The organism is Bradyrhizobium sp. sBnM-33 (assembly GCF_032917945.1).
Classification (GTDB): Bacteria; Pseudomonadota; Alphaproteobacteria; order Rhizobiales; family Xanthobacteraceae; genus Bradyrhizobium.
The window spans coordinates 1,694,318-1,721,168 of sequence record NZ_CP136624.1 but is presented as its reverse complement, the minus strand read 5'-3'; the positions used below and the strand labels follow the sequence as shown (position 1 = coordinate 1,721,168).

At 63.7% G+C, this 26,851-nt stretch carries 24 protein-coding genes, 1 pseudogene and 1 riboswitch; of the genes and pseudogenes, 7 read left to right on the top strand and 18 right to left on the bottom strand.

From position 1 onward, the window contains the following. Positions 1 to 45: 45 nt before the first annotated feature. The 5 genes from cobA to cbiE are packed head-to-tail and all read right to left on the bottom strand — an operon-like array spanning position 46 to position 4,406. Entirely contained in the window at positions 46 to 774 is a 729-nt protein-coding gene (gene cobA, locus RX328_RS08105; RefSeq protein ID WP_213253894.1) for a uroporphyrinogen-III C-methyltransferase, read from the bottom strand. Continuing rightward, positions 771 to 2,081: a cobyrinate a,c-diamide synthase gene (locus RX328_RS08100; RefSeq protein WP_213253895.1), complete on the bottom strand. Its 1,311-nt coding sequence runs from the start codon at positions 2,079 to 2,081 to the stop codon at positions 771 to 773. The genes cobA and RX328_RS08100 overlap by 4 nt, the downstream gene beginning before the upstream one ends. Continuing rightward, positions 2,081 to 2,863: a precorrin-4 C(11)-methyltransferase gene (gene cobM, locus RX328_RS08095; protein ID WP_057854125.1), complete on the bottom strand. Its 783-nt coding sequence runs from the start codon at positions 2,861 to 2,863 to the stop codon at positions 2,081 to 2,083. Before cobM ends, RX328_RS08100 begins: the two co-directional genes overlap by 1 nt. After that, on the bottom strand, positions 2,860 to 3,228 hold the full coding sequence (locus RX328_RS08090) for a cobalamin biosynthesis protein (RefSeq protein ID WP_057854126.1): 369 nt from the start codon (positions 3,226 to 3,228) through the stop codon (positions 2,860 to 2,862). Before RX328_RS08090 ends, cobM begins: the two co-directional genes overlap by 4 nt. Continuing rightward, the gene (cbiE, locus tag RX328_RS08085; protein ID WP_213253896.1) at positions 3,225 to 4,406 is read right to left on the bottom strand and encodes a precorrin-6y C5,15-methyltransferase (decarboxylating) subunit CbiE; all 1,182 of its coding nucleotides are present in this window, start codon (positions 4,404 to 4,406) and stop codon (positions 3,225 to 3,227) included. Before cbiE ends, RX328_RS08090 begins: the two co-directional genes overlap by 4 nt. On the opposite strand from cbiE, the gene RX328_RS08080 reads away from it, so the two are divergent. Next, positions 4,405 to 5,154 carry a cobalt-precorrin-6A reductase gene (locus RX328_RS08080; protein WP_057902160.1) on the top strand — a complete coding sequence of 250 codons (750 nt, stop codon included), beginning with the start codon at positions 4,405 to 4,407 and terminating at the stop codon, positions 5,152 to 5,154. The two genes, cbiE and RX328_RS08080, sit on opposite strands and share 2 nt — an antisense overlap. Here RX328_RS08080 and cobJ read toward each other — a convergent pair. From cobJ to RX328_RS08045, 7 genes are read right to left on the bottom strand one after another with little or no spacing between them, the layout of a single operon-like run. Then, a complete protein-coding gene (gene cobJ, locus RX328_RS08075) occupies positions 5,130 to 5,864 on the bottom strand; it encodes a precorrin-3B C(17)-methyltransferase (protein WP_213253897.1) in 735 nt (244 codons plus the stop codon). The two genes, RX328_RS08080 and cobJ, sit on opposite strands and share 25 nt — an antisense overlap. Beyond that, a complete protein-coding gene (locus RX328_RS08070; protein ID WP_057902158.1) occupies positions 5,861 to 6,592 on the bottom strand; it encodes a precorrin-2 C(20)-methyltransferase in 732 nt (243 codons plus the stop codon). The genes cobJ and RX328_RS08070 overlap by 4 nt, the downstream gene beginning before the upstream one ends. 2 nt (positions 6,593 to 6,594) lie before the next feature. Continuing rightward, complete coding sequence (locus RX328_RS08065) at positions 6,595 to 7,224, bottom strand: precorrin-8X methylmutase (protein WP_213253898.1); 630 nt, start codon at positions 7,222 to 7,224, stop codon at positions 6,595 to 6,597. Continuing rightward, entirely contained in the window at positions 7,224 to 8,387 is a 1,164-nt protein-coding gene (cobG, locus tag RX328_RS08060; RefSeq protein WP_213253899.1) for a precorrin-3B synthase, read from the bottom strand. Before cobG ends, RX328_RS08065 begins: the two co-directional genes overlap by 1 nt. Next, positions 8,384 to 11,632 (bottom strand): cobaltochelatase subunit CobN, encoded by a 3,249-nt coding sequence (gene cobN / locus RX328_RS08055; RefSeq protein ID WP_213253900.1) that lies wholly within the window; start codon positions 11,630 to 11,632, stop codon positions 8,384 to 8,386. The genes cobG and cobN overlap by 4 nt, the downstream gene beginning before the upstream one ends. Next, entirely contained in the window at positions 11,632 to 12,669 is a 1,038-nt protein-coding gene (cobW, locus tag RX328_RS08050; protein WP_213253901.1) for a cobalamin biosynthesis protein CobW, read from the bottom strand. The genes cobN and cobW overlap by 1 nt, the downstream gene beginning before the upstream one ends. Further along, positions 12,666 to 13,040: a DUF1636 family protein gene (locus RX328_RS08045; RefSeq protein ID WP_213253902.1), complete on the bottom strand. Its 375-nt coding sequence runs from the start codon at positions 13,038 to 13,040 to the stop codon at positions 12,666 to 12,668. The genes cobW and RX328_RS08045 overlap by 4 nt, the downstream gene beginning before the upstream one ends. A gap of 96 nt (positions 13,041 to 13,136) precedes the next feature. Next, a riboswitch (cobalamin riboswitch) is annotated at positions 13,137 to 13,353 on the bottom strand. 39 nt (positions 13,354 to 13,392) lie between these two features. Between RX328_RS08045 and cobO the strand changes: the two genes are divergently transcribed. Together cobO and RX328_RS08035 are read left to right on the top strand one after the other, a co-directional pair. Continuing rightward, on the top strand, positions 13,393 to 14,046 hold the full coding sequence (gene cobO / locus RX328_RS08040; RefSeq protein ID WP_213253903.1) for a cob(I)yrinic acid a,c-diamide adenosyltransferase: 654 nt from the start codon (positions 13,393 to 13,395) through the stop codon (positions 14,044 to 14,046). 24 nt (positions 14,047 to 14,070) lie between these two features. Further along, the gene (locus tag RX328_RS08035) at positions 14,071 to 15,519 is read left to right on the top strand and encodes a cobyric acid synthase (RefSeq protein WP_213253904.1); all 1,449 of its coding nucleotides are present in this window, start codon (positions 14,071 to 14,073) and stop codon (positions 15,517 to 15,519) included. A gap of 9 nt (positions 15,520 to 15,528) precedes the next feature. Here RX328_RS08035 and cobD read toward each other — a convergent pair whose 3' ends face one another. Further along, a complete protein-coding gene (cobD, locus tag RX328_RS08030; RefSeq protein WP_213253905.1) occupies positions 15,529 to 16,494 on the bottom strand; it encodes a threonine-phosphate decarboxylase CobD in 966 nt (321 codons plus the stop codon). Positions 16,495 to 16,505: 11 nt separating this feature from the next. Beyond that, a complete protein-coding gene (cbiB, locus tag RX328_RS08025; protein ID WP_309142464.1) occupies positions 16,506 to 17,447 on the bottom strand; it encodes an adenosylcobinamide-phosphate synthase CbiB in 942 nt (313 codons plus the stop codon). A 128-nt stretch (positions 17,448 to 17,575) separates the two neighbouring features. Here cbiB and cobU point away from each other — a divergent pair, with 128 nt between their 5' ends. The 4 genes and pseudogenes from cobU (at position 17,576) to hemN (ending at position 23,379) form a co-directional block, all read left to right on the top strand. Further along, positions 17,576 to 18,079, top strand: coding sequence for a bifunctional adenosylcobinamide kinase/adenosylcobinamide-phosphate guanylyltransferase (gene cobU / locus RX328_RS08020; protein ID WP_213253906.1), 504 nt, complete (start codon positions 17,576 to 17,578; stop codon positions 18,077 to 18,079). Positions 18,080 to 18,147: 68 nt separating this feature from the next. Further along, the gene (gene cobS, locus RX328_RS08015) at positions 18,148 to 18,930 is read left to right on the top strand and encodes an adenosylcobinamide-GDP ribazoletransferase (RefSeq protein WP_213253907.1); all 783 of its coding nucleotides are present in this window, start codon (positions 18,148 to 18,150) and stop codon (positions 18,928 to 18,930) included. Next, the gene (gene bluB, locus RX328_RS08010; RefSeq protein WP_213253908.1) at positions 18,927 to 19,568 is read left to right on the top strand and encodes a 5,6-dimethylbenzimidazole synthase; all 642 of its coding nucleotides are present in this window, start codon (positions 18,927 to 18,929) and stop codon (positions 19,566 to 19,568) included. Before cobS ends, bluB begins: the two co-directional genes overlap by 4 nt. A gap of 2,457 nt (positions 19,569 to 22,025) precedes the next feature. Beyond that, positions 22,026 to 23,379, top strand: a pseudogene (gene hemN / locus RX328_RS08005) (oxygen-independent coproporphyrinogen III oxidase). A gap of 33 nt (positions 23,380 to 23,412) precedes the next feature. Here hemN and RX328_RS08000 read toward each other — a convergent pair. The 4 genes from RX328_RS08000 to RX328_RS07985 all read right to left on the bottom strand — a co-directional run bounded on the left by RX328_RS08000 (position 23,413) and on the right by RX328_RS07985 (position 26,809). Then, on the bottom strand, positions 23,413 to 23,820 hold the full coding sequence (locus tag RX328_RS08000; protein WP_057854144.1) for a DUF6455 family protein: 408 nt from the start codon (positions 23,818 to 23,820) through the stop codon (positions 23,413 to 23,415). 150 nt (positions 23,821 to 23,970) lie between these two features. Beyond that, on the bottom strand, positions 23,971 to 24,159 hold the full coding sequence (gene ccoS, locus RX328_RS07995; protein ID WP_108521769.1) for a cbb3-type cytochrome oxidase assembly protein CcoS: 189 nt from the start codon (positions 24,157 to 24,159) through the stop codon (positions 23,971 to 23,973). After that, a complete protein-coding gene (locus RX328_RS07990) occupies positions 24,159 to 26,351 on the bottom strand; it encodes a heavy metal translocating P-type ATPase (protein ID WP_213251452.1) in 2,193 nt (730 codons plus the stop codon). Before RX328_RS07990 ends, ccoS begins: the two co-directional genes overlap by 1 nt. Positions 26,352 to 26,362: 11 nt before the next feature. Continuing rightward, entirely contained in the window at positions 26,363 to 26,809 is a 447-nt protein-coding gene (locus RX328_RS07985) for a FixH family protein (protein WP_249726348.1), read from the bottom strand. Positions 26,810 to 26,851: the final 42 nt, after the last annotated feature.

Here is a 26,851-nt window from a genome sequence, read left to right as displayed (position 1 = left end):
TCCGATGAGGCGGCGTCAAGTGGCTCGCGAGGGCGGACGACGGCATCACGGATACTCTCCCGCCAGCGCGCCGAAAAGAATGACGGCCGCCGTCGTTGCAGGGCCGGCTTGCGCGAGCTGCTCGGCGAGCTTCGCGATCGTCGTGCGGACAAGCCGTTGTTCGGCATGGCCGAGAGACTCGGCAAACAGCGCCGCTGTGTCGGGGGCCATGCCGTGCTCAATCAGCTTCGCCGCGAGGGCCGGGAATGTGCGCTTGCCCATATAGACCACGGTCGTCGATTCCGGATCGGTGAGCGCTGCCCAATTGAGATTTGCAGGCAACTGTCCGGCGACATCAGCTCCGGTCACGAACTGGACGCGGCGAGAGGTGTGCCGTCGGGTAAGCGGAATGCCGGCGTGCGCTGCCGCAACGCAGGCCGAGGTGACACCGGGAATGATCTCGTAGCCGATGCCCGCCGCGCGCAGCGCCTCGATCTCCTCTTCAAGTCGCCCGAAGATGCCGGCGTCTCCCGATTTCAAGCGGACCACGCGGGCACCCGCGGCCGCGTAGTCGATCAGCAGCCGGTTGACATGCTCCTGTTTGGCCGAAGGCCGGCCCGCCCGCTTGCCAACCGCCACCAGATTGGCCCCGGGGCGGGCGTGATCGAGGATCGCGCCCGAGGCAAGGTCGTCATACAACACGACGTCGGCGGCGCGCAGACACGCGGCCGCCTTGAGCGTTAGTAGCTCAGGATCGCCGGGACCGGCCGAGACAAAGGAAACAAGGCTGCTCACGTATCCTCCGCAATAAGGTGGAAGAACGTACCGGTGACGAAACCGCGCCGCGAGCCGGTTTCCGCAACGACCGCGCCGGTCGCGTCGCGCACGACGGCCAAGGGTGTATCGGGCTGCGAGACAATCGTGGAGTAGTGAAATTCGTGGCCGCGAAGCCGTGCGCCCCGCCCATGCCCGGGCATCGGCTCAGTGAGCTCCGCGAGCCGGTAGCCCAGATGCATGCGGCGCTGGGCAAAACTGGTCTCCAGTCCGAGCAATCCCGTCATCTCGTGGCGTGCGTCGTTGGCGTCGGTCAAGGCGGTGCCCAGCACCATATAGCCGCCGCACTCGCCATGCACCGGCCGCGTCTCGGCAAAGGACTTTAGCGCGCGGCGAAATCGCGTGTTGGCCGCCAGCCGGCCGGCATGCAATTCCGGATAGCCGCCCGGCAGCCAGCAAACGTCGGCCCCGACGTCGGGACCTTCGTCGCCGAGCGGCGAGAAGGTTGAGATCTCGGCACCGGCGGCGCGCCAGGCCTCGAGCATGTGTGGATAGACGAACGAAAATGCGGCGTCGCGCGCCAGCGCGATGCGCTGGCCGGGTGGCTTGACGTTTTCACTGCGCGCGGCGAGCTGCGGTGACCAGGCGCATGCCGATTGTAGCACTGCGTCGAGATCGACATGCTCGGTGACGAAGCGCGCGGCTTCGGCGATCAGGCCGCCTACCTCTGCCTGCTCCTCGGCCTGCACCAGGCCAAGGTGCCGCTTCGGCAAGGCGATCGCGGCGTGGCGCGGTAATGCGCCGAACACAGCAATGCCTGTGGCCGCCAGTGCGCGACGCACAAGGTCTTCGTGCCGGGCGCTGGCGACACGGTTGAGAACGACGCCCGCAAGACGCACACCGGCACGGAAATCGCGCAGTCCCGCAACCACAGCCGCGGCGGTTTGCGCCTGTCCGGAAGGATCGATCATGAGCAGGACCGGCCAGCCCATCATCTCGGCAATATCGGCGGTGGCACCGATGCCCGAGACGCCCCGCGCGGCAACGCCATCGAACAGGCCCATCGAACCTTCAGCCAGAACGATGTCCGCATCCGCCGCGCGCGAGGCGAGCGCTTCGATCGCCTCGCGACGCATGGCCCAGCTGTCGATATTGACCGAGGCGCGCCCCGTGGCGGCCGCATGAAAGGCGGGATCGATGTAGTCCGGTCCGCTCTTGAAGCACTGGACCTTCTGCCCGCGATCGCGATAGGCGCGCGCCAGCGCCAGCGTCAGCGTCGTCTTGCCAACACCGGATGCCGGCGCGGAGATGACGAGGCTCGCCGCCATCACGATGCCTGCGGAAAGCGCGGCGTCGGCCCGAGGGGCCGATAGCGGCGGTCATAGTCGGCGGCATAGAGACGACTCTCGCTAAACTCCTCCGTACCTAACGTCCGGCCAACCAGGATGAGCGCGGTGCGCTCGAGCTCGGTGCCAACCGCCGCATTGAGGGTACCCAGCGTTGCGCGAATAATGCGCTGGTCCGGCCAGCTCGCGCGCCAGACGATCGCTACCGGGCAGTCCGGTCCGTAATGCGGCGTGAGCTCATCAATCACCTTGGGAAGCAGATGGATCGAGAGATGGATGGCGAGCACCGCACCGGTCGCGGCGAAGGCAGCGAGCCTTTCGCCTTCGGGCATCGCGCTTGCCCTGCCCGGCGTTCGCGTCAGCACGACGGACTGCGCAAGACCCGGCAGCGTGAGTTCAGCCTCGAGAGCCGCTGCGGCGGCGGAAAAGGCCGGCACGCCCGGCGTGATTGAATAGGGAATTTGCAGCGCGCGAAGGCGGCGCAATTGCTCGCCCATCGCCGACCAGATCGAGAGATCTCCGGAATGCAGCCTTGCGATGTTCTTGCCCTCACGATGCGCGGTGACGATCTCCGACATGATGTCGTCGAGTGACAGCGGAGCGGTATTCACGATCCGCGCTCCCTCTGGGCAGTACGCAAGAACGCCCTCGGGCACAAGCGAACCGGCATAGAGGCAGACGGGACAGGCGGCGATAAGATCGCGTCCGCGCAAGGTGAGTAGGTCGGCTGCGCCCGGCCCGGCGCCGATGAAGTGCACCGTCATTCACCGTCTCCTTCCGCGATCGCTGCGGTCGCAGTCCGATCCTGCGAAACCGTCCGCATCGAAATCAGGCGCGCTCCACGGCCTGCCACAGCCAGCGCCGCGGCTTCGGCCAGGGAACCCGTGCCAAACTTCACCTTGATGAATTCGGACTGTGTGGACGTGGCAATGCCGGCCAGCACATCGACTGGAACAGGTCTGATCGGCACGTTGAGTTCACGTGCCAGCAATTTGAGCGCGGCCGTTTCGGCCTTGTTGCTGACAGTTGCGACCGCCGCAATACCGTCAGGACCTCCCGCGGCGGCGAGCGCTTCGCGCAGCGCAGCAAGTGTGACGTCACGCTTGAATCCCAAACCTGCGATCTTCACCTCACGACACTCCATTGCACGACCGGCCGCGCCGCTTCCCAGGAACGATAGCGGCCGAGGCCACCCGCATGCGCAATCTCGACCCGCATCAACTCGCCGCCGTGGCGTTGGTGCAAGTCCGAGAGCAGCGCCTCCGTCTCAAGCGTCACGGCATGCGCAACTATCCGCGTTCCCGGCCCAATGAGCGACCAGACGGCATCGAACATCGCGGCGTCGAGCCCTCCACCCATGAAGGCGGCCTGCGGCCTCTCAAGGCCTGAGAGGATATCAGGCGCGGTCCCCTCGACGACCCTGATCCGATGTGTCAGACCGAAGGCCGCCGTATTGCTGCGGATATTCGCTGCGCGATCGGCCCGCGCTTCTACTGCAATCGCCGTCCCACCACACAAGGCCCATTCCACCGAGATCGAGCCTGAGCCGGCGCCGATGTCCCACAGCCTCTCGCCCGGCTTCGGCCCGAGCGCGGACAGTGCGAGCGCGCGTATCGGCCGCTTGGTGATCTGGCCTTCATGCACGAACAGCGTGTCGGGGAGGCCAGAGCTGCGCGACAGGCCGTCCGATCCGCTGGCCTCCAAGGCGATGGCCACCAGGCCCGCACCCGGATCGGCCGTATAGCTGTCGGCGCGATGTGGCGTCACGGATTCGCGCGGGCCGCCCAGCGCAGTGAGAGTCCACAACCGTGATTCGCCCCAGCCGCGCGCCGTCAACCATTCAGCCAGATCGCCGGCCGCCTTGCCGTCGCGCACGAGACATATGATGCGCGCTTCGCGTGCCAGATGCGGCACCAGGCATTCAAATGGCGCTGCATGAAACCCAAGGCAGGTTACGGTCTCAAGGCGCCAGCCGAGCCGCGCCGCCGCCAGCGAGAATGTTGACGGTGCGGAATGGGCGATCCATTCGCCAGCAGGCAGTTTCTGCGCGAGACTGGTTCCGACGCCGTACCAGAACGGATCGCCCGAGGCGAGCACCGCCGTCGGACGGCCGCGACAAGCCAGCACGCAGTCCGTATCGAACGGTACCGGCCAGGGACGGCCGTGGTCGGTAACGCCTGCCAGCGCGAGATGCCGTTGGCCGCCAAAGACCATCTCGGCGTCCCCAAGCGCCTTTCGGCTTGCTTCGGAGAGGCCGGCAAGGCCATCTTCGCCAATGCCGATAATGGTCAGCCAGGGATTACCCATGATACGCGCCCTCATTCTGGGCGGGACGAGCGATGCCAATCTGCTCGCGAACGCTGCGGCATGCGCGGGGCTCGACGCGATCTATTCCTACGGGGGCCGCACCCGCGCCCCTGCGCACCAGCCGCTGCCGACCCGCATCGGTGGCTTCGGCGGCGCGAGCGGCCTTGCCGAATACATTTGTCGAAAAGGAATCTCGCATGTCGTCGACGCGACTCATCCCTTTGCGGCCGAGATGAGCCGCAACGCGGTTGCGGCGTGCGAGGCAACCGGAACACCGCTTATCGCGCTCGAGCGCGCCGCCTGGGCAAAAGCGGCCGGCGACCATTGGGTCGAGGTCGCTGGTATCACCTCCGCTGTGGCGGCGTTGCCACAGAATCGCGCGCGGGTGTTTCTTGCGATCGGCCGGCAGCACATCGCAGCCTTCGGCACCAAGCCGCAGCACGCCTACACTTTGAGATTTGTCGATCCTCCCGATGGGCCGCTGCCGTTTCCGGATGCCGATGTCATCGTATCGCGTGGACCATTCACGCTCGCCGGCGAATTGGAGATGATGTGCGCGCGCGGTATCGAATGGATCGTTGCCCGCAATTCCGGGGGAACGGGCGCGCATGCCAAAATCGACGCTGCGCGCCAACTCGGCCTTCCCGTCATTATGCTCACGCGACCCGAATTGCCCGACAGGCTGCGGGCGGAAGACGTAGCCGAGGTCATGCAATGGCTCGGTCATCGGGCATGCCTCGGCGCATAGACCCAGCGACCGACGCGGCGTGTCGCGGAATTGCCGACGATGACAAGCGTTTTCATGTCGGCCATCTCCGGCTGCGCCTCGTGCAACATCAGCGTTTCAATTCGCTCCTCAGGCGTGCTGACAGCGTGCGCGAAGATCACGAGGCGTTCGCCGCAACCTGCCTCCTTCAGAACCGAAAGTGCGCGTCCAAAACCCTCGGGCCGGCTCGCCGAACGCGGATTGTACATCGCGATCGCGAAGTCGGCTTCGGCGGCAAGCCGCAGGCGCTTCTCGATCATCGGCCACGGCTTCAGATTGTCGGAGAGATTGATCGCGCAAAAGTCGTGGCCGAGCGGCGCACCGGCGCACGCGGCCGCTGCCAGCATTGCGGTCACGCCGGGCAGAACGCGGATTGGAAGCCCTTGCCATTGCGGCGAGGCCTCGAGTGCTTCGAACACGGCGGAAGCCATCGCGAACACGCCGGGATCGCCGGCGGAAACCATGACGACGTGGCGTCCTTCCGATGCCAGCCGCAAGGCATCGCCTGCGCGCTGCAGCTCCATGCGATTGTCCGACGGATGCAGCGTAAGCCCCTCGCGAGGGGTTACGCGCGCAACATAGGGCACATAGCCGAGTATGTCGGTCGCCATAGCGAGCGCAGCGGAGACTTCCGGCGTGACCAGCGCCTCGTCGCCCGGCCCAAGTCCCGCGATGGTCAATGTGCCGGTCATTCCGCTGCCTCCATCCGTCGCCCCTGCCCATGCACGAGCACGATCGCGAAATAAGGACACTCGGTCTCGTCCACTTCGTTCAGCCGCGCGACGCGCTCGCCCGGCATGGTGCCGCGTTCGATCAGCCATGCCTCACCAAGGCGGCCGGCGGCCGCCAGCGCGCGGCGCACCTTCTTCAGGTTGCGCCCGGTCTTCATGATGACGAGCGCGTCGGAATTGCGCACGCGCCGTTCGAGCTCGTTTTCCGGCAGCGTGCCCATCAGCACCGTCATCACATCGTCGCCAAGGGCGATCGGCAGGCCGACCGAATTCCAGCAGCCGGCCATGCCGGGAATGCCTGCGATCACCTCGATCTCAACTCGACCCTGCAGACGCGCGTGCAGGTGCATGAAGGAACCATAGAAATAGGGATCGCCCTCGCAGAGCACGACGATATCCACTGCACGGGCGAGCCGCGCAAGACGCTCCGCCCACTCGTCATAAAAGCCGGCAAGGAGGCGAACATATTCCGGATTATCGAAGGCGATCTCCGTGGTGACCGGATATTCCATTGGATATTCGTAGACATCCTTCGCCAGCATACCCTCGACGATACGCCGGGCCTGGCCAGGGCGTCCCTTCTTTCGGAAATAGGCAACATGCTTGGCCGCACGGACCTCGCGATCTGCGCGCACACTCATCAAGTCCGGATTGCCCGGCCCGAGGCCGCAGCAGATGATACGCCCCATGGCTATTCGCTCCGGCTTGCCAGCGCATTCACGGCGGCGACCGTAATCGCCGAGCCGCCAAGGCGTCCCTCGACCGTCAGCGCCGGCGCGGGCGGATCCATCATCAATGCCGCCTTGGCTTCAGCCGCGCCGACAAAGCCGACCGGACAGCCAATGATCGCCGCCGGCTTTGGGCAGTTGCGATCCTCCAGCATGTTGAGCAGGTGAAACAACGCGGTCGGAGCATTGCCGATGGCGACGATCGCGCCATCCAGATGCGGCCGCCACAGTTCAAGCGCCGCGGCTGAGCGCGTATTGCGCATGGATTGCGCGAGCGAGGGAACAGCGGGATCGCCGAGCGTGCAGATGATGGCGTTACCTTCCGGCAGGCGCGCGCGCGTGATTCCCTCCGACACCATGCGCGCGTCGCAGAGGATAGGCGCGCCGTTCTGTAGCGCGGTCCGCGCGCTACGCGCCATGCCGGGCGTAAAGCGGATGTAGGATTCGAGGCCCACCATGCCCGCCGCATGGATCATGCGGACGACCACCGCCTCCTCGTCGGCCGAAAAGCGCCCAAGGTCCGCCTCGGCACGGATGGTGGCGAAGGATTGACGGTAGATCGCCGCACCATCGGTCTCATAGATGTGCGGCATCAGCGCGCTGCCGTTAGAACGGAAGGATCGGCGATCATGTGGGCGGCACTCAGTCCACGCAGGGCGGGCGCATCCCGCGCCGAGCCGCCCCGGACGAGGTCAAATCCCTCGCGGGTTGCAACCAGGGTGAGAGCGACAGGCCCCGAATGGGCACAGCCCTTGGCACAGCCGGAGACATGAAGCCTGCTGTCCGCGGTAACATGCGGCGCAAGCGCCGCCGCAAGTGCACGTGTCTCGGCATGCGCTTCACGGCAGGCGGGTGCACCGCTGCAGGCGACGACGCGCAGGATCGGATCATCGGCCTGCGTGATGAGGCCCTCGCAGCGGGGCATCTCGTGCAACCCCTCCAGCAATATCATCCGCCATGGCGTCATCCGCAATCCTTGCGCGCATCCGGCGAGGTAGGTGAGCGCGACATGTGTTACCTGCCCGAAAGCCGGGCCGACCATCGCGCCTTGAGGATGAAGTTCCGGACGCGGCACCGCGATCATGCGAGCCGGTTCGACGTGGCCACGAAGCGTGGCGGGCAGTTTTGCGCCAGCCCCGATATGCGCGGCCATCCGCCCTCGTCCGCCCCTGGCTCCGCCTGAGTTGACGAACCATTCGGCAAGCGTGAGCGCGACCTTGACGGCTTCTCTGCGCGAGACAGGACGGCCATGCTCCGCGCCGTCAGCACGCACGATCAATTCTCCCGCGATGCTGCGCTCGATGCGGATGTCGGCTGAGGCACTGGCCAGCACGCGCTCTGCCCCGCAATCGACGGCGAAGCCGAATTTGGTCGGCAAGTCGGGCGGTCCCATCGCAAGCCCCCGTTCAAGCTCTGCGGCGAGCGAACAGGTATCATCGCTTGCGCTCCAGAACGGGGTAACCAGGATGTTGCGTCGCGCTTCCGATTCCGGATCTTTGTCGATCGGGTGCAGCCGCGAGAGTTCCTCGATCAGAGGCCGATGGCCATCATCGCTGACACCCCTGATTTGGAGGTTGGCCCGGCTGGTCAGATCGATCAGGCCGTTGCCGTAGCGCGCGGCCAGCGCCGCAATCCCTGCCGCCTCTTTCGCATCGACCCGGCCACCATGCGGCCGGATTCGAACCACGAGCCCATCGCCTGACCGCATCGGCCGCAAGGCGCCGGGGCACCAGCCCTTGATCGCAACGGTGCTCATGAGGCCTCCCGCAGCGCGGCCGCGATCGAATTGCGTCGCGTTCTCCAGAGCGACGCTTCATGCAAACGGGTGAAGCAAGTTTCGATCGCCGAGAGCGCCGCCGGATTCTCGCGCGCCATGAACACACGAACGTCGTCATGGCCGAGCGTCGCGTCGTAATAGAGATCGAAGAGATGCACCGGCACGGCGTCCGCAAGATGGGCGAAAGCGGCCATGTGCTCGAGTGTTGCGGCTATTTCGGCGGCACCCCGAAAGCCGTGGCGCATCATGCCGGCGATCCATGCCGGATTGGCGGCGCGCGCACGCACGACGCGCGATATTTCCTCGGTCAACGAGCGTGCATGCGGCTGATCCGGACGCGTGGCGTCAAGGTGATAGAGCGATGGGGCGGCCGTGCCAAGCCGTGCCGCCGCGGCCGCAACGCCCGCCTCATGCACGGCATAATCTGCGGCCAACAGCAGGTCCGTTTCCGGCAGGTCCTGCGCATGGACGAAGGCATCGGCGGCGACGAGCCTCGCCTCGATACCCGCGCGGTCAGGCCGCATCGTGCCGTCGGACGCGATCGCCCAGGACGAAGCCGAAAGCCAGGCTTCACCGGCCGCCTCGCGCGACTCCTCCGTGAGGACATCCGGCATCGATGCCATACCGACGCCATACTGCCCCGGCCGCGGTCCGAACACGCGCGCCGCGCAATGACGGTAAGGATTGTCCTCGCCCTCCTCGTCCCGTTCGGAGAGGGCTTCGGTTGCCGCCTCAAACAATTGTGCAAGACCTGAAAAGACGTCGCGAAACAGCCCTGACACGCGAAGCGTCACGTCGATACGCGGGCGGCCGAGCGCCGCCGGCATGATGATGTCGTAACCCGTCACCCGCCCCGAAGCATGGTCCCACCGCGGCGCGATACCTGCAAGATGCAGGGCCATCGCGAAATCCTCACCTGCGGTGCGCATGGTCGATGATCCCCAGAGATCAACCAGCAACCCCTTCGGCCAGTCGCCGTGATCCTGCAGGTGACGCCGCAGCAATTCCTCGGCAAGCTTGATCCCTTGCGCATGCGCCGACGGCGTCGGCACCGCGCGGGGATCGACGGCGAACAGATTGCGTCCGGTGGGCAGCACATCGCGGCGCCCGCGATAGGGCGAGCCGGCAGGCCCCGGCGGAACGCGCCTGCCGGAGAGCGCGCCGAGCAGCGCGTCCTTCTCCGCCTCGCCGCAAGCCCCGCGGCCGAACACATGCAGGCCATCGCCGAACTGGCTTTCCTTCAGATCGCAGACGAAGCGATCGATCCGGGGAATGGCCTCAGCCGGCGCAGCCGACGCGCCAAGGCCGAGATCACCTTCCAGGCCCGCGGCACGTGCTTCATCGCGGATTGCTGCGATCAGCCGCTGGCGACGCGCGGGATCGAGACCATCGGCGGTCGAATATTCATCGAGCAGTTGCTCGAGCCGGCGCAGGCCTTCGGGCAAAGCGGCCCGCGCCAGCGGCGGCGGCAAATGGCCGATCGTGACGGCGCCGATGCGCCGCTTGGCCTGCGCGGCTTCGCCGGGATCGTTGACGATGAAGGGATAGATCACCGGCACATCGCCAATCAACGCTTCCGGCCAGCAGGTGGCCGACAGCGCGACGGACTTGCCAGGTAGCCATTCCAGCGTTCCGTGAGCTCCCATGTGGACAATCGCATCAATCCCCTCGCGCCTAAGCCAGAGATAAAACGCGACATAGGCGTGGCGCGGCGTGCGCGAGAGATCGTGATACTCGGCATCGCGATTGCCGATATCTCCGCGTTCCGGCTGGACGGCGATAGTCATCTTGCGGCGCCGGATCGCGGCGAAACGAAATTCGCCGCCGCGACAGGCTGGATCATCTTCCGGCGCGCCCCAGGCACTCGAAAGATCATCCTGCAGCCGGCGCGGCAGCCTGGCCAGCTCCGTGCGGTAATCGGCAACGCTCCAGGCCAATGCCTCCTGCAGGAGAGTTTCACCGAGCGCTTCTGTAGCTTTCACGTCGAAACCGGCAGCGCCGAGATCGGACAGCAGCGTTTCGACCGAAGCGAGTGCGTCGAGCCCGACCGCATGCGCGATCTGGTGCGGGCGGCCAGGATAGTTCGAGAGCACAATCGCCAGCCGTTTCTCGCCTGCCGGGCGGTTGGCAAGCCTGTGCCAAGCCGCCACCCGCTCGACGACAGCGCACACGCGTTCGTCGTCGGCCCTATGTGCCACGTGCGCGAATTGCAGATCGGGATCGCTCTGCTCCGGCGACTTGAAGCTGACGACACCCGCAAACAGCCGGCCGTCAACCTCAGGCAACACCACGTGCATTGCCAGATCACCTGGCGAGAGCCCGCGAAGCGATTCCGCCCAATCATCGCGCCGGGCTGTCGACAATGCGACCTGGAATATCGGACAGGATGCGGCATCGAAAGGCGTCGTGCCGTCGTCGGCGACCGCAGAGAAGGCGGTCGCATTGACGATCGCCGCCGGAGCGCATTGCTCGAAATGTCCCCTCATCCAGTCCGCCACACCGGCAGCCTTCAGAGAAGTGATGAATATGCCATAGGCATCAAAACCCTTTTGCCGCAGTGCTGTGATCAGCGCGTCGATCGGGGCAGTATCCGCTGCGGTGAGATAAGAACGATAGAAGGTCACCAGCGCGCGCGGCCGCTGATCAGGATTTGGCAGCACCACGATTGCACCGCGATCCGGATCGTAGAAACCGATCTCGGGAATTTCGATTTCACCGACGACCGGCCCCGCGTAGAGGCCCGACGCCAGCGCGAGTTGGGCGAGTGCAGCCTGCGCCGCTATTGTTCCGCCCTTGTCGCACAACGCCTTCAGCCGTCCGAGCGTCGAGCCGGGCAATGTCGAGAGCGCATCCAGGCGCGGGTCGTCGCGACCATCGGCCGGAAGCACCGCAAGCGCGATGTCGCGCTGTTTGGCCAATTGATGCAAGGCGGCCAGTCCGTATGGCCAGTAGGATTCGCCGCCGATCAGGCGCACCAGTATGCCGCGCGCCTGCGACAGCGTGCGCTCGATATAGGTGTCGACCGAGAGCGGATGACGCAGCTCTGCCAAGTTCGCGAGCCTGAGCGACGGCAGACTGGCGCGGCCCCGCCGCCAGCCGGAAGCGAACGTGGCGAGATCGCTGTCCGAAAACGAGAGCACCACAAGGTCGGCCGGATCTTGGCCGAGATCCCTGGGCGTCGCGGTCTCCTCAAGACCGCGGCTCTCGCGAAAGACAACGTGCATCAGACACCAAGTCCCGCCCTGATGGCAGCCTCGTCGATATCGTCGTATTCACCGATCAGAACCAGCTTCGACCGCCTTGGCCGCGTGCCCCAGGGCATATCGAACTGATGTCGTACTCGCTCCCCGACCGATTGCATCAGCAATCGCATCGGCTTGCCCGCAACCGCAATATATCCCTTGGCGCGCAGCACGTTCTGTTCGCGCGCAAGCCGCTGAATCGATGCGACCAGCGCATCGATATTCGCGACTTCCGGGAACTCGACTACAACGGAGGCAAAATCGTTGTGTTCGTGCTCTTCCTCGCCGTCGTGGTGCGAGGGGCGCGCGGCGAGATCGTCTTCTGCCGCTGCTTCGAGACCAAGGATCACACGGGCATCGACCGCGCCGTCGACGACCGGCAGCATCAGCAGCACGCGACGCGGCATCTCGGCCGCGATTGCCGCCTTGGCCGCTTCAAGTCCTTCCGCGCCGACAAGGTCCGCCTTGGTGAGCAGCACGATGTCCGCGCAAGCGATCTGATCCTCGAATACTTCCGAAAGCGGCGTTTCATGGTCGAGGTTTTCATCGGCCGCACGCTGGGCTTCGACCGCGACAGGATCGGGTGCGAAGCGGCCGGCCGCCACGGCCTCCGCGTCCGCTAGCGCGATCACGCCGTCGACCGTGATCCGCGAGCGGATTTCGGGCCAGTCGAATGCCTTGAGCAGTGGCTTCGGCAATGCCAATCCCGATGTCTCGATCAGGATATGGTCGGGCTTCACGCGTCGAGAGAGCAACTGCTCGATGGCGGGAATGAAATCGTCGGCGACTGTGCAGCAGATGCAGCCATTGGCGAGCTCTACGATGTTCTCTGCAGGACAGTTGGCGTCCGCGCAGGATTTCAGGATCTCTCCATCCACGCCTTCGCTGCCGAACTCGTTGACGAGCACCGCAAGCTTCCTGCCGTTCGCGTTGGTGATCAGGTGCTGGATCAGCGTCGTCTTGCCCGATCCGAGAAAGCCGGTGACAACGGTCACCGGGATCTTGGCAAGCGTTTTCATTCTGCGGCCTCCGGCACGACGGCGATGGGTGGAATGCGCGCAAGCGACTGCTTGCGGAAGATCTCCGGCCGGCTGCGCCATGGCACGATGCCGTCGGGCGCCGCCGCATAGGCCGCGGCGCCAGCAACAACGTCCGGCGCGCTTGCGTCTGACAAGCGGCCGTACACATAGGACCAGCGCCGGGGACCGGAGAGTGCAATCGAGCAGCCTTGGCTGCAGGCGGATAGACACTCGACCGGAACGACGTTGACGCCTTCCGGCACGCCAGCCGCGAGGATGGCGCTGTGCAGACGCGCGCCTGGCGCGGTTTCGCCTTCCATCAGCGTTTGGCCGGCACAGCAGGTGATGCAGACATGCAACGTAACGGTCATCGCCCCTTCTTCAAAAAATTTTTGACGGAGGCGATGAGGCACACGAACCCAGAGACGCGAGGGTTCGCTCCCCGTCGCGGAACACCCCGTCCGCCGGTGGTCAATCTGTGCGCTGGCAGGTCTCCCGGCTTGCGGAGCAGGTTTCCCTTTGATCTCCACCTTCCCAACCCAAACGGGCCAGTGGTTCTTGGAGATCTCTCCGGTCACGGTCGCGGGGGCGGCTGCTTTTCAGGGCTAAAGCTTCGAGGCAAGAGCCCTATCGCATTCCCTCTTCGCCTGTCGTAGGACAGGAACCAACGCTGCCTCACCATTTGCTCAAGCGTGCAACTTGTCAAGCCAAAGGAACGTGCAGATGATTTCCGAACCGGATGCCGCTGAGGAGGAAGCTGTCGTCGCCGAGGCCTCGCTCGATACCCGCCATGCTGCCAAAATGGCGAAGAAGAAGGCCGCCCGCGACCGGATGATGGCCACCAAGAGTGGAGAGAAGGGACTCATCATCGTCCACACCGGCGCAGGCAAGGGAAAATCTTCCTCGGCCTTCGGCATGATCATGCGGTGCGTCGCGCATGGCTTTCCCTGCGCTGTCGTGCAATTCATCAAGGGTGCGTGGGATACCGGCGAGCGCCGTCTCCTGACCGGACATTTTGGTGAACTGTGCCAGTTCCATGCGATGGGTGAAGGCTTTACCTGGGAAACCCAGGACCGCTCCCGCGACGTCGCTGCCGCCCGCGCCGCATGGGAGAAGGCCAAACAGCTGACCGCCGATCACGCCTTGCGCATGGTCGTTCTCGACGAGATCAACATTGCGCTTCGCTACGACTATCTGGAGATCGGAGAAATCGTTGAATTTCTCAAGAATTCAAAGCCGCCGATGACGCACGTCGTTCTCACCGGGCGCAATGCCAAGCAGGAATTGATCGACGCCGCCGACCTCGTCACGGAGATGACGCTCGTGAAGCATCCCTTCCGATCCGGAATCAAGGCGCAGCCCGGCATCGAGTTCTGACGAAGCAAGCGAGAATCCGATTCCATGGCGCGCGCATTGATGATCCAGGGAGCCGGCTCCGACGTCGGCAAGTCGCTCATCGTGGCCGCCCTTGCTCGCGCCGCGACCCGCCGCGGACATCGGGTACTTCCCTTCAAGCCGCAGAACATGTCAAACAACGCGGCCGTGACTATCGACGGCGGCGAGATCGGACGCGCACAGGCATTGCAGGCGCAAGCCGCAGGCGTCGAGCCGCACACGGACATGAATCCCGTCTTGCTGAAGCCGGAAACCGATATCGGCGCCCAGATCATCGTGCAGGGGCGCCGCGTGGCGACGGTGCGCGCACGCGAATATGCCGCGATGAAACCCTCGCTGATGGCGCCGGTTCTCGAGAGTTTCGCCCGGCTGAAGGATCGCGCCGATCTAGTTCTGGTCGAGGGCGCCGGCAGCCCCGCCGAAGTCAATTTGCGGAGCGCTGATATCGCCAACATGGGCTTTGCCCGGAGGGCCGAGGTCCCGGTCGTGCTGATCGGCGACATTGACCGCGGCGGCGTCATTGCGCAGCTCGTCGGCATCAAGACCGTGCTCGATCCCGAGGATGCCGCCATGATCCGCGGTTTTGTCATCAACAAATTTCGCGGTGATCCCTCCCTGTTTGACGATGGCTATCGGCTGATCGAAACCCGCACATCCTGGCGGGGTTTTGGGGTCCTGCCCTACTTCGCCCGCGCCAACGAGCTTCCGGCCGAAGATGCCCTGGGGCTTGCCGGTGCGCGCAAGGCGGCGCAATGCAAAATCGCCTTTCTCGCGCTTTCGCGGATCGCGAACTTTGACGACCTCGATCCGCTGAAGCTCGAACCCTGCGTCGATCTTGTGATGGTCGGGCCTGGAGAGGCGATCCCTGGCGATGCAAAGCTCGTCATCGTTCCCGGCTCGAAGTCGACACGTGGCGACCTCGCCTTCCTGCGCGCCCAGGGCTGGGACATTGATCTACTTGCTCACCATCGTCGCGGCGGCCATGTGCTCGGACTCTGCGGCGGTTACCAGATGCTCGGGCGCAGTGTGCAGGATCCGGAAGGTATCGAGGGACCGGCGGGAGAAACGCCCGGCCTCGGACTCCTGGACGTAACGACGGTGATGACGCCACAAAAGACTCTTACGCGCGTCACGGCGGTTCACGCCGCGACGAACCGGCCGATCGAGGCCTATGAGATTCACATCGGGCACACCGACGGGCCGGATCGAGCACGGCCATTTGCCTCATCTGACGGCGCACTGGAAGGCGCAGTTTCCAGCGACGGACGCGTGTACGGCAGCTATCTGCACGGCCTGTTTGCTTCCGATGGTTTCCGCGGCTCATTTCTCGCACGACTGGACATTCCGGCTACGGACCAGCAGTACCGCGCCAGAGTGGAGAGCGCACTCGACGCGCTAGCCGATCATGTCGACGCCCATCTCGACGTCGAAGGGCTGCTTGCGCTTGCGCGCTGAGGTTGGTGATCAACGCGAGAGCGCGGCAGCAAACCGCGCCCATTCGGTCTCGTTACCCGGCAATCCCAGCCGCAGCCATCCCGGTCTTTGCCCAAATACACGCGACCAGATCTGGCCCCGTGCGAGCCGCTCCTGCGCGGCACGCGCGTCGCCGGCCTCATAGAGCCGGAACAGCGGCGTGCCACCGACCAGTTGCCAGTCCTGCGATCGCACTTCGGCGTCCAGCCGGACGCCGTCGTGTGCCAGCCGCATGGAGGTCGCCTTCGTCCAATCGCGATCAAGCAAGGCGCGCCGTCCGATCGCAATCGCAGCACCCGAAATCGGCCATGGGCCTGCCATCGCCGCCAGCGCCGCGACATCGGCCTCGCTGCCGAGCGCGAAGCCGAGCCGTAGTCCCGCAAGCCCGTAAAATTTTCCGAACGAGCGCAGGATCAACAGCCCCGGCCGTTTCGCCTCCGGTGCCAGCGACAGGTCGGGGACGGCATCGCCGAAGCTCTCGTCGACCACGAGTCGACCGACGCGCGGCAACAGCGCGAGCAGTTCGTTCGGATCATGGCGCTGGCCGTCTGGATTGTTGGGATTGACGACCACGGCGAGATCGGCACCCACCAACCCTTCGAGATCAAAAACCTCTGCCACGTCCCAGGCTGCGGCCGCAAGAACTGCTGCGTACTCGTTATAGGTGGGCGCAAGAATCCGCGCCCTGCCGCACGATGAAAGATTCGGCAACAATTGGATGGCCGCTTGTGCGCCACCAAGCGCCACGATTGGCGCCTTGGTGGCATAGGCCTGATGAGCAGCCTGATGGAGGGACTCGATGTCGGATCGGGAGGGCAGCGCGCTCCAATGCCTTGGCTCAATCTCGCTCACCGGATAGGGCTGCCGATTGATCCCGGTCGAGAGGTCGATCCAGTCCTGCGCACGCCCGCCGAAACGCTGCACGGCGAGATCGAGATTGCCACCATGCTCGAGCATAGCCTTCTCCGTTATGCGAGAGCCATCATCGCAAGCGCGCCGGCCAACAGGACCATGGCGCGGACGTAGAGCTTCAGCCCTTGCCATATGTCAGCGGCAAGCGGATCGCGCGCGCCCTCGTTGAGCCAGGGTTCGTCGGCGGTACTTCCGTGATAGATGCGCGGCCCGCTGAGCCGCACGCCGAGCGCGCCGGCCATGGCTGCTTCCGGCCAGCCGGCATTGATCGAGCGGTGGCGGCTCGCATCCCTCACCATGCACGACATGGCATCCGAAGGCCGCCCGGCAACCAGCATGAACAGACAACCGGTGAGACGTGCAGGTATCAAATTTGCGAGATCGTCGATGCGCGCGGCAGCCCAACCGAAAGATCCGTGCCGCTCCGTGCGATGGCCGATCATGGAATCGAGCGTATTGATCGCCTTGTAGCCGATGATGCCCGGAAGCCCGAACAACGCCCCCCAGAACACCGGCGCGACGATGCCGTCGGAGGCGTTCTCGGCCAGACTCTCGATGGCCGCGCGCGCAATACCTGCCTCATCGAGAGCTGCGGGGTCGCGTCCCACGATGTGCGCGACCGCGGCACGTGCGGTTGCGATATCACCGGATTGCAGGGGATGCGCAACGGCGGCCACATAATCATAAAGCGAACGAAGTGCGACCAAGGGCCATACCAGGATTCCCAGCAGGACGATGCGGCTCCATTCAAAGGTGAGCGCGGCTTGAACTGACCATCCGATGCCGGCCGAAAGCCCAATCACGAAAAGCGCCACGACTGCGCCAGCAATCCGCCGGATTCCAGGCGGGTCGATGGACCTGTTGAAGCAAATATCGAGGATGTTGATCAGCCTGCCGAGCCAAGTGACGGGATGCCCCACGCGGGCGAACAGTGCGTCGGGCCAGCCCAACAGGGCGTCCACCGTCATCGCCACCACCATCGCTCCTGCAAAGCCCACGTATCGTCTCCCGTCCTGTCTGATCCTGATGCGCAAGAATTCTGCATCAAGGCAAGCCCCATCTCGCCTGATTTCGCCTTTGTCTTTATCGGAGAATGGTGATTACTGCTGGCTGAGCGGAGGACGTCATGGCCATCATACTCATCACGGGCGGCGCCCGATCAGGCAAAAGCCGGCGCGCGGAAGTCCGCGCGCGTGCCTTTCCGGGGCAACCCGTCTATTTCGCCACGGCAGAGGCGCTCGATGAGGAAATGGGCGAACGAATAGCAAAGCATCGCGCGCGACGCGGAAATGACTGGATCGAGCGCGAGGTACCGCTTGACCTCGTGCAGGCCCTAGCCGAGACAGATGGCGGTGGCGCAAGGCTGATCGATTGTCTCACGCTCTGGCTATCGAATTTGCTCCAGGCGGAGCGCAACTGGTCGCATGAGGCTTCACTGCTCGCTGACGCGCTTGCCCGCCAACGCAGTCCGGTCGTCATGGTCACGAACGAGGTCGGGCTCGGTATCGTGCCGGATAATGCGCTGGCGCGCGCATTTCGGGACGCGGCGGGCATCCTGAACCAGACGATTGCCTCCGTTGCCGACGAGGTCGAATTCGTCGTGGCAGGATTGCCGATGAAGCTGAAATAGTGCCGCGCTCGGCGGAGTTGCGACGCCTCGCCCGTTGTGCGAGTTGACGGTTCGAAGGTTGAAGACCTATGCATCATCTCGAGGTTCTCAGAAGCATCGTTACTGATCTGAGGATCGCCATCTCTCTCTCCACGATTCTACCTCTCGGGCCGGCGAAGCCGGTCAGCGATGGCGGTGTTGGCCGCGCGAGCTGGGCGCTGCCGGTAGCCGGACTGGTGGTGGGCCTTACCGGAGCGGTGGTCTATTCGATCGCGCGCGAGGTGGGTTTGCCGCCCGGCCCGGCCGCCATGCTCGCGGTGGCGGCCACGGTTCTTATCACCGGCGCGATGCACGAGGACGGCCTTGCCGATACCGCCGACGGGCTCGGCGGCGGTCGGACGCGCGAGCGGAAGCTCGAGATCATGCGGGACAGCCGGATCGGTACTTATGGCGGCTGCGCGCTTATCGTCTCGCTCATCTTGCGATGGAGCGCGCTTGCAACTATCGCCGATCCACAGTCGGTTGCGGCCGCGCTTTTGGTTGCACATGCGGCGGCGCGCGCCGGCTTGCCGGTATTCATGTGGCTGATTCCGCCGGCACGGTCGGACGGACTTTCAGCGGGGGCCGGACAGCCGCCGTGGCAAAGCGCTGCCATTGCTGTTGGTCTTGCGACCGCTTGCCTCGTTTGCGGTCTCGGGCCGAGCAAGGCGACGATCGGACTGATCTTGTTGTCGCTGGCCGGGCTGATATTGGCGCGGCTTGCCACCAGACAGGTCGGAGGACAGACAGGTGATATATTGGGTGCGTTCGAGCAGATTGGCGAGATCGCGATTCTGCTGGTGGCGGTAGCCCTCCTCCAGACGGAACTATGACCTTGACGATCTCATTCGATGAAGTTTTTCGCCGGCAACTGCGTGAGCTGTTCGTGTGGCGCCGCGACGTACGGCGCTTTCGTCCCGATCTGCTCCCGAGCGAAGCCATTGAGCGGCTCATTGAGATCGCCTGCCTTTCCCCGTCCGTCGGCCTGAGCCAGCCGTGGCGGTTCGTCATCGTCGAGGACAAGGCGAGGCGCCGTGCCGTGATCGAAGACTTCAAGACCTGCAATGCCGATGCGTTGCATTCTTATTCAGGCGAACGCGTGGCGCGGTACGCGACGCTTAAGCTTGCCGGCCTCGAAGAGGCTCCGGGTCACCTGGCCGTGTTCGCGGAAAAGGCAAGCGATATCGGGTATGGCCTCGGGCGAGCAACGATGCCGGAAACGGTCGAATATTCCGTCGCCGCGGCCATCTGCTCGATGTGGCTCGCCGCACGCGCGGAGGGCATTGGGCTTGGCTGGGTGTCGATCCTGAATCCGGCCCGCATCCACGAGATTCTCGAAGTGTCGGAGTCCTGGAAACTCATCGGCTATCTCTGCGTCGGCTACCCCCAGGCAGAGTTCGATCGGCCAGAACTTGAGCGGGCCAAGTGGGAATATCGGCGAGCGGCGAAGGAATTTACCACTCGACGCTAGCGCCCAGAATTTCAAGTTTCCACCCGGAGCCTTCCGTCGCGTGTTAACGTCGTGTAGGTCAACCAACCAGGACTAACGACCTGGCGATTGGCCGAAGGCAACGTTAGATTCCTCTCGGCTAGATATTGGCCCCACACTGGTTTGTCTGGCACTGCAGACCCGGGCCGCGATGTTTTTCCAGAGAGAGAGAGAGAGAGAGAGAGAGAGAGAGAGAGAGAGAGAGAGAGAGAGAGAGAGAGAATTTCCAGTTCCGGACGGCTGTGTTCGCTCGCAATACCCCGTGCGCACCTAAGAAGCGAGAAACTCGTTCGGGTTGAGGCCCCGGATCGGCGCGACCGATGCGGCGCCTGTTGCTGGCTGCCGTCGAAACCGGTGGGCCTCGCGCTTAAAGCTAGGCGCTAACCGACATCGATCGCCCAGCAATGATGGGTAGAGCGCGTGAGAAGCCACCCGCAGCCATCTACCAGAGTACGCTCGCACGATGATCGATCAGTGTGCTCGCAATTCGACGGGAAAGAATAATACCCGGTCGCCACTTCAGCTGTACGAGGCCACAACTATTTGAATCAACGCACTTAGTGGTAATGCCATGCCTGTCCTTGACAAAACGCTTTTCTGCCGTCCCAGTATCGTTGCGAAGTAATAGGCCGGTGACAGACATCAACTAATCCGATGGGCCGTTCTGATTTAGCGATGGATTGGTGCGAGGACGCGGCCAACCCCTGAATTCATGGGCGTGAGTGAGATCAAATGCAAGATCGCAAGCTGGCGCTCATACTCGCCGTAGTAAAAAATGCCCGGCCCCCTTTCGGCGGCCGGGCGGAAGTCAGTCTGGGAGGAGCGACGCTGTTACACATCGCACCAGCTTCCGTCGGCAGAGGGAGGGTGCCGACGGTTCATTTACGGCGAGGGCATTCGCCGTTAACTTTAGCCACGGGAAGGCCGATATCCGTTCCAAATGAAATCTGGCTTCGCTTCCTTCTGCTCTATTCAGGGAATTCGGCCCAACGCTGCGCGGGAAGGTCGACAACGGCGTCAGTTCTTCCCTCACGTAATCTTAGGACGGTCACCAAGATCATGCTTCTGAGATGGACCCACGGAAAAGAGGCTGTCCGTCAATGCTACACCCGCCGACTGATCGTCATCCACGACGGAAATGACGCCGAGTGTGTGCGGCCATTTGCACCAGACTATGCGCTTTTTCTATGCAGCATTCCGTAAAATTGGTGAAATCGATTGTTTTGATGGGATGCATTTATACTGTTGATACATAAAGACATGCGTTCAGCGGCCTTGATCTAAATCGCGTCGTTCGCGCCGGACGCTCTGATGACCCAGCGTAAGCTCTGGCCTCATAGCAATCTATTCTATCAAGACCTCGCGGTGGCCGACTTTTTTGCGCGGCCTCGGCCCTTTTCCCACCTGCAAGGCCCGCTGCGGGCTTGCGCTGCTTTTACGGATCAGCCAGGGCACGCCGCGGAAATCTCACAATTGCGCGTTTAGGGCTTCAACCGCGAAAGACCTCTGAGGGGGCGCGTTGGCCGACGGCTGGTGCGAAGGTAATCATCGAGGCTTGCACGGACACGGCTCGCAAACGGCGAGGCACCCGGCTCATCATGGCCCATGATTGTTTGATGGCCGACAAAGTCTCACTCGGCAACGTGGTAATTGCGACACTATTCTCAATCCAAGAATATCGCGCGGCCGTGCCCCGGGCCGACTAGACGCACATCATCGACAGCCTTCGAGCGGCACGTCATTTGCAAAGATGATGTTGGGCGTGGACACGGACGTTCACCCGTGCCGATGCCCGCAACCTCCAGGTTGCAGCCCGACGCACCTCTTGCTTCCCCCTTGCAAAGTGCGTCGGGCTTTTTCGGTCGTCAAGTTTCCACGCATCTGCCTATCCTTCGCGTGAATGCAAATTGGAACGCCTATGAACTATACGCGCGCATTTTCGGAGACGCCGAACGCCATGTCGGCGCCAATCATCGGATGCATGGCGATGTTCTCGGCGACCAGCGGCATTGCGGTCGCTGAGATTTAGTCCACTTCCTCCTGCGCCAGACGCAGCGGTAACGTTCACGGTGAGCAGGAAGCAGGGCTTGCGCCAGAGCGTAGCGACGCTGAAAAGTGCAGTTCCCTACTCGCTGAAAGGAGTGATCACCTTCAATAGTTCTTTCGGTAGCGTCCAATCCGATTAGAAGTGCACGCTGCTCCGTATCCGGATTTTTGTATCCGGGATGCGACAATGCAGCAGACAACCTGTCGGGGAGCCATCGAAAAACATTCCCAAATTGATAGTTTCCCGGTGATTTAGAACACTACCAACGACAACCTTGACGATCAAGCCCATTGGCTTTGAATCGCTGATCTCGCCGGTCATACTCCCTGACCCAGCGCAAAGTCCAGTTGGCGCTAGGCTGTTATGTGGCTAGGAATGGGGGGAACTCGAATATGCGATCGGATTTGGCTGACATCTACGGGCAAGACAAGCTCCCACGGTACACCAGCTATCCAGCAGCCCCGCACTTCTCTTCTGCAATCGGCGAGAAGGTGTATCGGCATTGGCTCAGATCGGTTTCGGCCCACCGACCCGTCTCGCTCTATTTTCACATACCTTTCTGTCGCTCAATGTGCTGGTACTGCGGATGCCATACATCGGTGGCCGAGCACGAAGAGCCGATCGCCGCGTTCGTCGCAGCTTTGCGTCGGAAGGCGCAACTAGTCGCGGACACGATAGAGAAAAGCCTGCCGGTCGCGCATCTGCACTTCGGCGGGGGCACTCCGACCATCATGGCTCCGCAACTGCTCGTCGATCTCGCTTACGCCTTGCGCTGTATCTTTTTCGTGGTTCCGGATGCCGAGATTGCCGTTGAGGTCGATCCGCGAACTCTGACCAACGACCTGACGCAGGCTTTAGAATACTGCGGGGTCACCCGCGCGAGCCTCGCAGTCCAGAGCTTCGACCCAAGAGTGCAGCGCACAATAAATAGATTGCAAAGCTTCGAGCAGACGGCCGCTGCAGTCGAAAGGCTTCGCCGGGCAGGTGTGCGGGGGATCAACTTCGACCTTCTCTATGGTCTTCCTTTTCAGACGGTAAGCTCTTGTCTAGACAGCATTGCCAAGTGCGTCGAATTGCGCCCCGAACGGCTTTTCGGTGTTCGGCTACGCGCACGTCCCATCATTCAAGAAGCATCAGCGCAAGATCGCGGAGGAGAGCTTACCTGATAGTGTCGAGCGACACGTTCAGTCCGAGACCATCGCAGAGGCCCCTCAGGACGCGGGGTATGTGCGCATCGGGTTGGATCACTTCGCGCTCCCAGACGATGCGCTCGCGACGGCGCAGCGCGATGGCCGATTGCGGCGCAATTTCCAGGGCTACACCGATGACGGCGCTGACACACTCATCGGCCTCGGGGCGAGCGCGATCGGTCGGATGCCACACGGCTTTGTCCAGAACGTGGTGGCCATCCGCGACTACCTGAACCGCATCGCGGAGGGCCGGCTAGCCACGGTGAAGGGTTATGCTTTCACCGAGGATGACCTTTTCCGCGCTGATATCATCGAGCGGGTCATGTGCGATTTGACCGTTGACCTGGAGCAGATATCCCGCATCCATCGTCGGGATCCACGGACAGCAGTCGTCGATCGCGCCCGAATCGACCGGCTTTTAGCCGACGGAGTCGCGACAATGTCTCAAGGTCGGCTAACCGTCAGCGAAGGATCGGAATTCCTGGTGCGTAGCGTCGCCTCAGCGTTTGATGCTCACCTTTCGCGGTCAACAGGCGTGCACAGTCGCGCGGTTTAAAGACCGAGAGGCCCTTAGACCATTTGTAGCTTGTCAGCAGCAGCTCGGACCACGAACGAGATCCATCGCATCTGGCTTTGGCTTCGTCCGCAGCGCATCGATCGTGTAGCTGTTGGCGCAGTATTCATGAAGATGCTGCGCCGTTGTTTCCGCCTCTATCTCGCGGTTGCATCGGGTCTTTTCGGCGCACAGTGCACACACCAGCGTCATGTCGCGCAGCACGCCCGGCTCCTTGCGCGCAATGGCCGTCTCGTCGATGCCGAGCGCCTTGAGTAGTCCCGACAGCTCATCAGCGCCGCGCCGCCCACGGTAAGTGAGGGTTTCGAGCTCGGTCGGTGAGACGCGAAGGTCGCGCGCGATGCAATCGAGCTCGGCGGCTCCAAGGGCGCGGAGGTCGGCGGTATCACGGAGCCGGCCGAGCCACTCCGAAAACCTGCCCATGAGCCTACCTCCGATCGATTCCTTTCTTATAGCCGATGCCATAGTACCCTCCCGGTACGGTTTGAGCACGTCAAGTATGCGGGGCGAATAGCCGACCGTATTGCGTCAGATCAAAATTGGAAGCATCCCGGGACGCGCAACGACGAGGCATTACGGTCGCGATTCCGACCTCAGCTCGACGCGGCGTGGAGCCTGCGTTTCGTCGTCGTCAGAAATCGCGCGCCAGGCGGCTCCCTCGAGATCGTCATATTGGCCGTTCTTGAGGGACCACAGAAATCCGAGCAGCCCGAACAGGCCGAGCAAGAGCGCCAGCGGCACCAGGAACACGATCACCTCCATCACAGATTCTCCTGCGGGAGAGGTCGCGCACGCAGCGCATTCAGCATCACCAGGATCGAGGAGCCCGACATCGCGGCGGCCGCGATCAGAGGCGTCACGAAGCCCAGAATGGCGATCGGCACGGCGAGGCAATTGTAGCCGACCGCGAGATAGAGGTTCTGCCGCATCAGGCGCAACGCTTTCCGCGAATGGTCTACCGCGGCAATCACCGGCGCGAGGCGGTTGCCGAGGAAGACGAGATCGGCCGTCGCCTGGCTCAAATGCGCCGCCGAGATCGGCGACATCGAGACATGCGCCGCCGCCAGCGACGGCGCATCGTTGAGCCCATCGCCGACCATCATGACTTTAAAACCCTGCCGCTTCAGTTCCCCGATCCGGGCGATCTTGTCGGCGGGCGTGACGCCGGCGCGCCATTCGGGGATTTGAAGCATCTCAGCCGCGGCGCGCACCGCCGGCTCGCGGTCACCGGAAACAATTTCTACCGCCACGCCACGCTTCTGCAGCGCCGCGATGACCGCGCGCGCGTCCGGCCGCAGGCTCTGGCAGACCGCGAACACATAACGTTTTTCACCACGCGCGAAGGCAACGACGGAAACCTCGGGATCGCGGCTCAGGAGTTCGTTCGCGAGATCATCGGCCTTGCAGAAAGTTGGACTTCCAAGCCTCACCTCTTCACCTTTAAGAACGCCGCGAACGCCCTGCCCCGGCTGTTCCGTGATCCCGGGCAGCGGCGATTTCGCGCCGGCCGCGCGCGCCAGCGCCGAGGCGACGGGGTGATGGCTCGCCAGCGCAAGCCGGCCCGCGAGCTCGAACACATCGGCGGGCACGGCCGCCGAGTTCACCACATCGAGCTCAGGTAACGTCAGCGTTCCCGTCTTGTCGAAGATGATACGGTCGATCTCGGCGACGCGCTCGATGGCATCACCCGAATTGAGCAGCACGCCAGCGCGGAACATCGCGCCCGACGCCACTGTCTGCACCGTCGGGATCGCAAGCCCCAGCGCACAGGGACAGGTGATGATCAGAACGGCGATCGCGGTGATAATGGCGTCATGGACGCTGGCGCCGGCGATCAACCAGCCGATCATGGTCAGGAAGGCCGTCGCGTGCACCACCGGTGCGTAGAGGCGCGAGGCACGGTCGGCAAGTTGCACATAGCGCGAGCGCACCTGCGCGGCGTGATCAAGCAGCCGCTGGATGTCCGCAAGCAGCGTGCCTTCGGAGGCGGCGGAAACGCGCATGCGCAAGGAGCCGGAGATGTTGAGCGAGCCGGCGTAGACCGCACTGCCCGGCTTGACCGCCGCATGCGACGTCTCCCCCGTGATCAGGCTCTGGTCGATCTCCGACCTGCCGTCGATGACCCTGCCATCGATCGCCGAACGCTCGCCGGGCCGCAGCAGAACGATGTCGCCGGCCTTGACCGCTGCGGCCGGCACCACGGAGATCTCGTCTGGACCGACGAACTTGGTCGCCGTCTCGGCCTTCAGAGCGGCGAGATTGCCGGCCACCGCGCGGGTTCGCCGCTGCATGTTCTGTTCGAGATAGCGCCCGATCAGGAGGAAGGTGAGCAGCATGATCGCCGCGTCGAAATAGGCGTGCTCGGCATGGCCGATGGTCTCGACGATCGAGGTCGCGAGCGCCAGGATGACGCCGATGCTGATCGGCACATCCATGTTGACGTTGCCGCTGCGCAGCGCGTTGAAGGCGGAGCGGAAGAAGGGCTGACCGGCATAGGCCGCGGCCGGCAGCGCGATCAGCGCCGATATCCAATGGAAGAAATCGCGCTGCTCTGGTAGCATGTCGCTGACATTACCGGACCACACCGGGATCGACAGCATCATGACGTTCATGGTCGCGAACGCCGCAACGCCCAGGCAGCGCAGCAGGAAGCGGGAGTTCTCGGCCTCTGCCGCTTCAGCGGTGACAGCCTCGAACGGATAGGCCTTGTAGCCGAGCTCGACCAGGCAATCGATGAAGCGCGCCGGATCGAGCGCGCCCTCCTTCCACTCCAGCGCGACACGGCGGTCGGTCAGGTTGACGCGCGCCAGCGTCACGTCCGGGATGGCTGAAAGGCCACGCTCGATCTTCGAGATGCAGCCGGCGCAGCTGATGCCTTCGACAGCGAGGTCAATATGCGCCACTCCGGAGCCGAGATGCTTAACATAATGCGAAAAGTCCCGTGTCGCCTGCATGACGCGTTCCCCTAGTTCAGTACCACGCGGTTCCTAGACATGAACAGACGCCGGCCGTCGGCTTCGCTTTCCAGCACCAGATTCCATTGCCCCGGTCCGACGGCGCCGCCGCTGCCCCGATAAATGCCGCCTGTCACCTCCAACAGCGCGATCACCCGGTCCGCCCGCCGGTCGGTCGGCCGCTCCAGGCGACCGGTGAATTTCAGTCCGGTCAGCGCCTTTCCGCTCCCGTCGCGTGCCTTGACTTCCAGCGCCGTGTCCCCGTCCGCACTGCGCGCAAGATGCGCGTCCACCTTCCAGCTGCGTGCATCCTGCTCGCGTGCGGCGGCGATCTCCTTCTCATAGGCAAGGCTCGCCGCATAGGCGCTGTCGACCTCGGTGCCGGGCAGCGTCATGGAAGCAAGCCTTATCATGGTGAGGTTGACGCCGATGACGACGCCAAAGAACGCAAGCAGCATGAAAAGCACCTTGCGGCCGGTGAGCGGCTTTGGCGATGCACT

Bases quoted from the DNA above. Each gene is read 5' to 3' on its own strand.
- RX328_RS08100 (WP_213253895.1), bottom strand. From the start codon at position 2,081: ATGGCGGCGAGCCTCGTCATCTCCGCGCCGGCATCCGGTGTTGGCAAG.
- cobO (WP_213253903.1), top strand. From the start codon at position 13,393: ATGATTTCCGAACCGGATGCCGCTGAGGAGGAAGCTGTCGTCGCCGAG.
- cobU (WP_213253906.1), top strand. From the start codon at position 17,576: ATGGCCATCATACTCATCACGGGCGGCGCCCGATCAGGCAAAAGCCGG.
- cobJ (WP_213253897.1), bottom strand. From the start codon at position 5,864: ATGACCGGCACATTGACCATCGCGGGACTTGGGCCGGGCGACGAGGCG.
- cobS (WP_213253907.1), top strand. From the start codon at position 18,148: ATGCATCATCTCGAGGTTCTCAGAAGCATCGTTACTGATCTGAGGATC.
- RX328_RS08000 (WP_057854144.1), bottom strand. From the start codon at position 23,820: ATGGGCAGGTTTTCGGAGTGGCTCGGCCGGCTCCGTGATACCGCCGAC.
- RX328_RS07985 (WP_249726348.1), bottom strand. From the start codon at position 26,809: ATGCTGCTTGCGTTCTTTGGCGTCGTCATCGGCGTCAACCTCACCATG.
- cobD (WP_213253905.1), bottom strand. From the start codon at position 16,494: ATGCTCGAGCATGGTGGCAATCTCGATCTCGCCGTGCAGCGTTTCGGC.
- bluB (WP_213253908.1), top strand. From the start codon at position 18,927: ATGACCTTGACGATCTCATTCGATGAAGTTTTTCGCCGGCAACTGCGT.
- cobG (WP_213253899.1), bottom strand. From the start codon at position 8,387: ATGAGCACCGTTGCGATCAAGGGCTGGTGCCCCGGCGCCTTGCGGCCG.
- cobN (WP_213253900.1), bottom strand. From the start codon at position 11,632: ATGCACGTTGTCTTTCGCGAGAGCCGCGGTCTTGAGGAGACCGCGACG.
- RX328_RS08035 (WP_213253904.1), top strand. From the start codon at position 14,071: ATGGCGCGCGCATTGATGATCCAGGGAGCCGGCTCCGACGTCGGCAAG.
- RX328_RS08070 (WP_057902158.1), bottom strand. From the start codon at position 6,592: ATGGGGCGTATCATCTGCTGCGGCCTCGGGCCGGGCAATCCGGACTTG.
- ccoS (WP_108521769.1), bottom strand. From the start codon at position 24,159: ATGGAGGTGATCGTGTTCCTGGTGCCGCTGGCGCTCTTGCTCGGCCTG.
- cobW (WP_213253901.1), bottom strand. From the start codon at position 12,669: ATGAAAACGCTTGCCAAGATCCCGGTGACCGTTGTCACCGGCTTTCTC.
- cobM (WP_057854125.1), bottom strand. From the start codon at position 2,863: ATGACGGTGCACTTCATCGGCGCCGGGCCGGGCGCAGCCGACCTACTC.
- RX328_RS08080 (WP_057902160.1), top strand. From the start codon at position 4,405: ATGATACGCGCCCTCATTCTGGGCGGGACGAGCGATGCCAATCTGCTC.
- RX328_RS08065 (WP_213253898.1), bottom strand. From the start codon at position 7,224: ATGCCGCACATCTATGAGACCGATGGTGCGGCGATCTACCGTCAATCC.
- cbiE (WP_213253896.1), bottom strand. From the start codon at position 4,406: ATGGGTAATCCCTGGCTGACCATTATCGGCATTGGCGAAGATGGCCTT.
- RX328_RS07990 (WP_213251452.1), bottom strand. From the start codon at position 26,351: ATGCAGGCGACACGGGACTTTTCGCATTATGTTAAGCATCTCGGCTCC.
- RX328_RS08045 (WP_213253902.1), bottom strand. From the start codon at position 13,040: ATGACCGTTACGTTGCATGTCTGCATCACCTGCTGTGCCGGCCAAACG.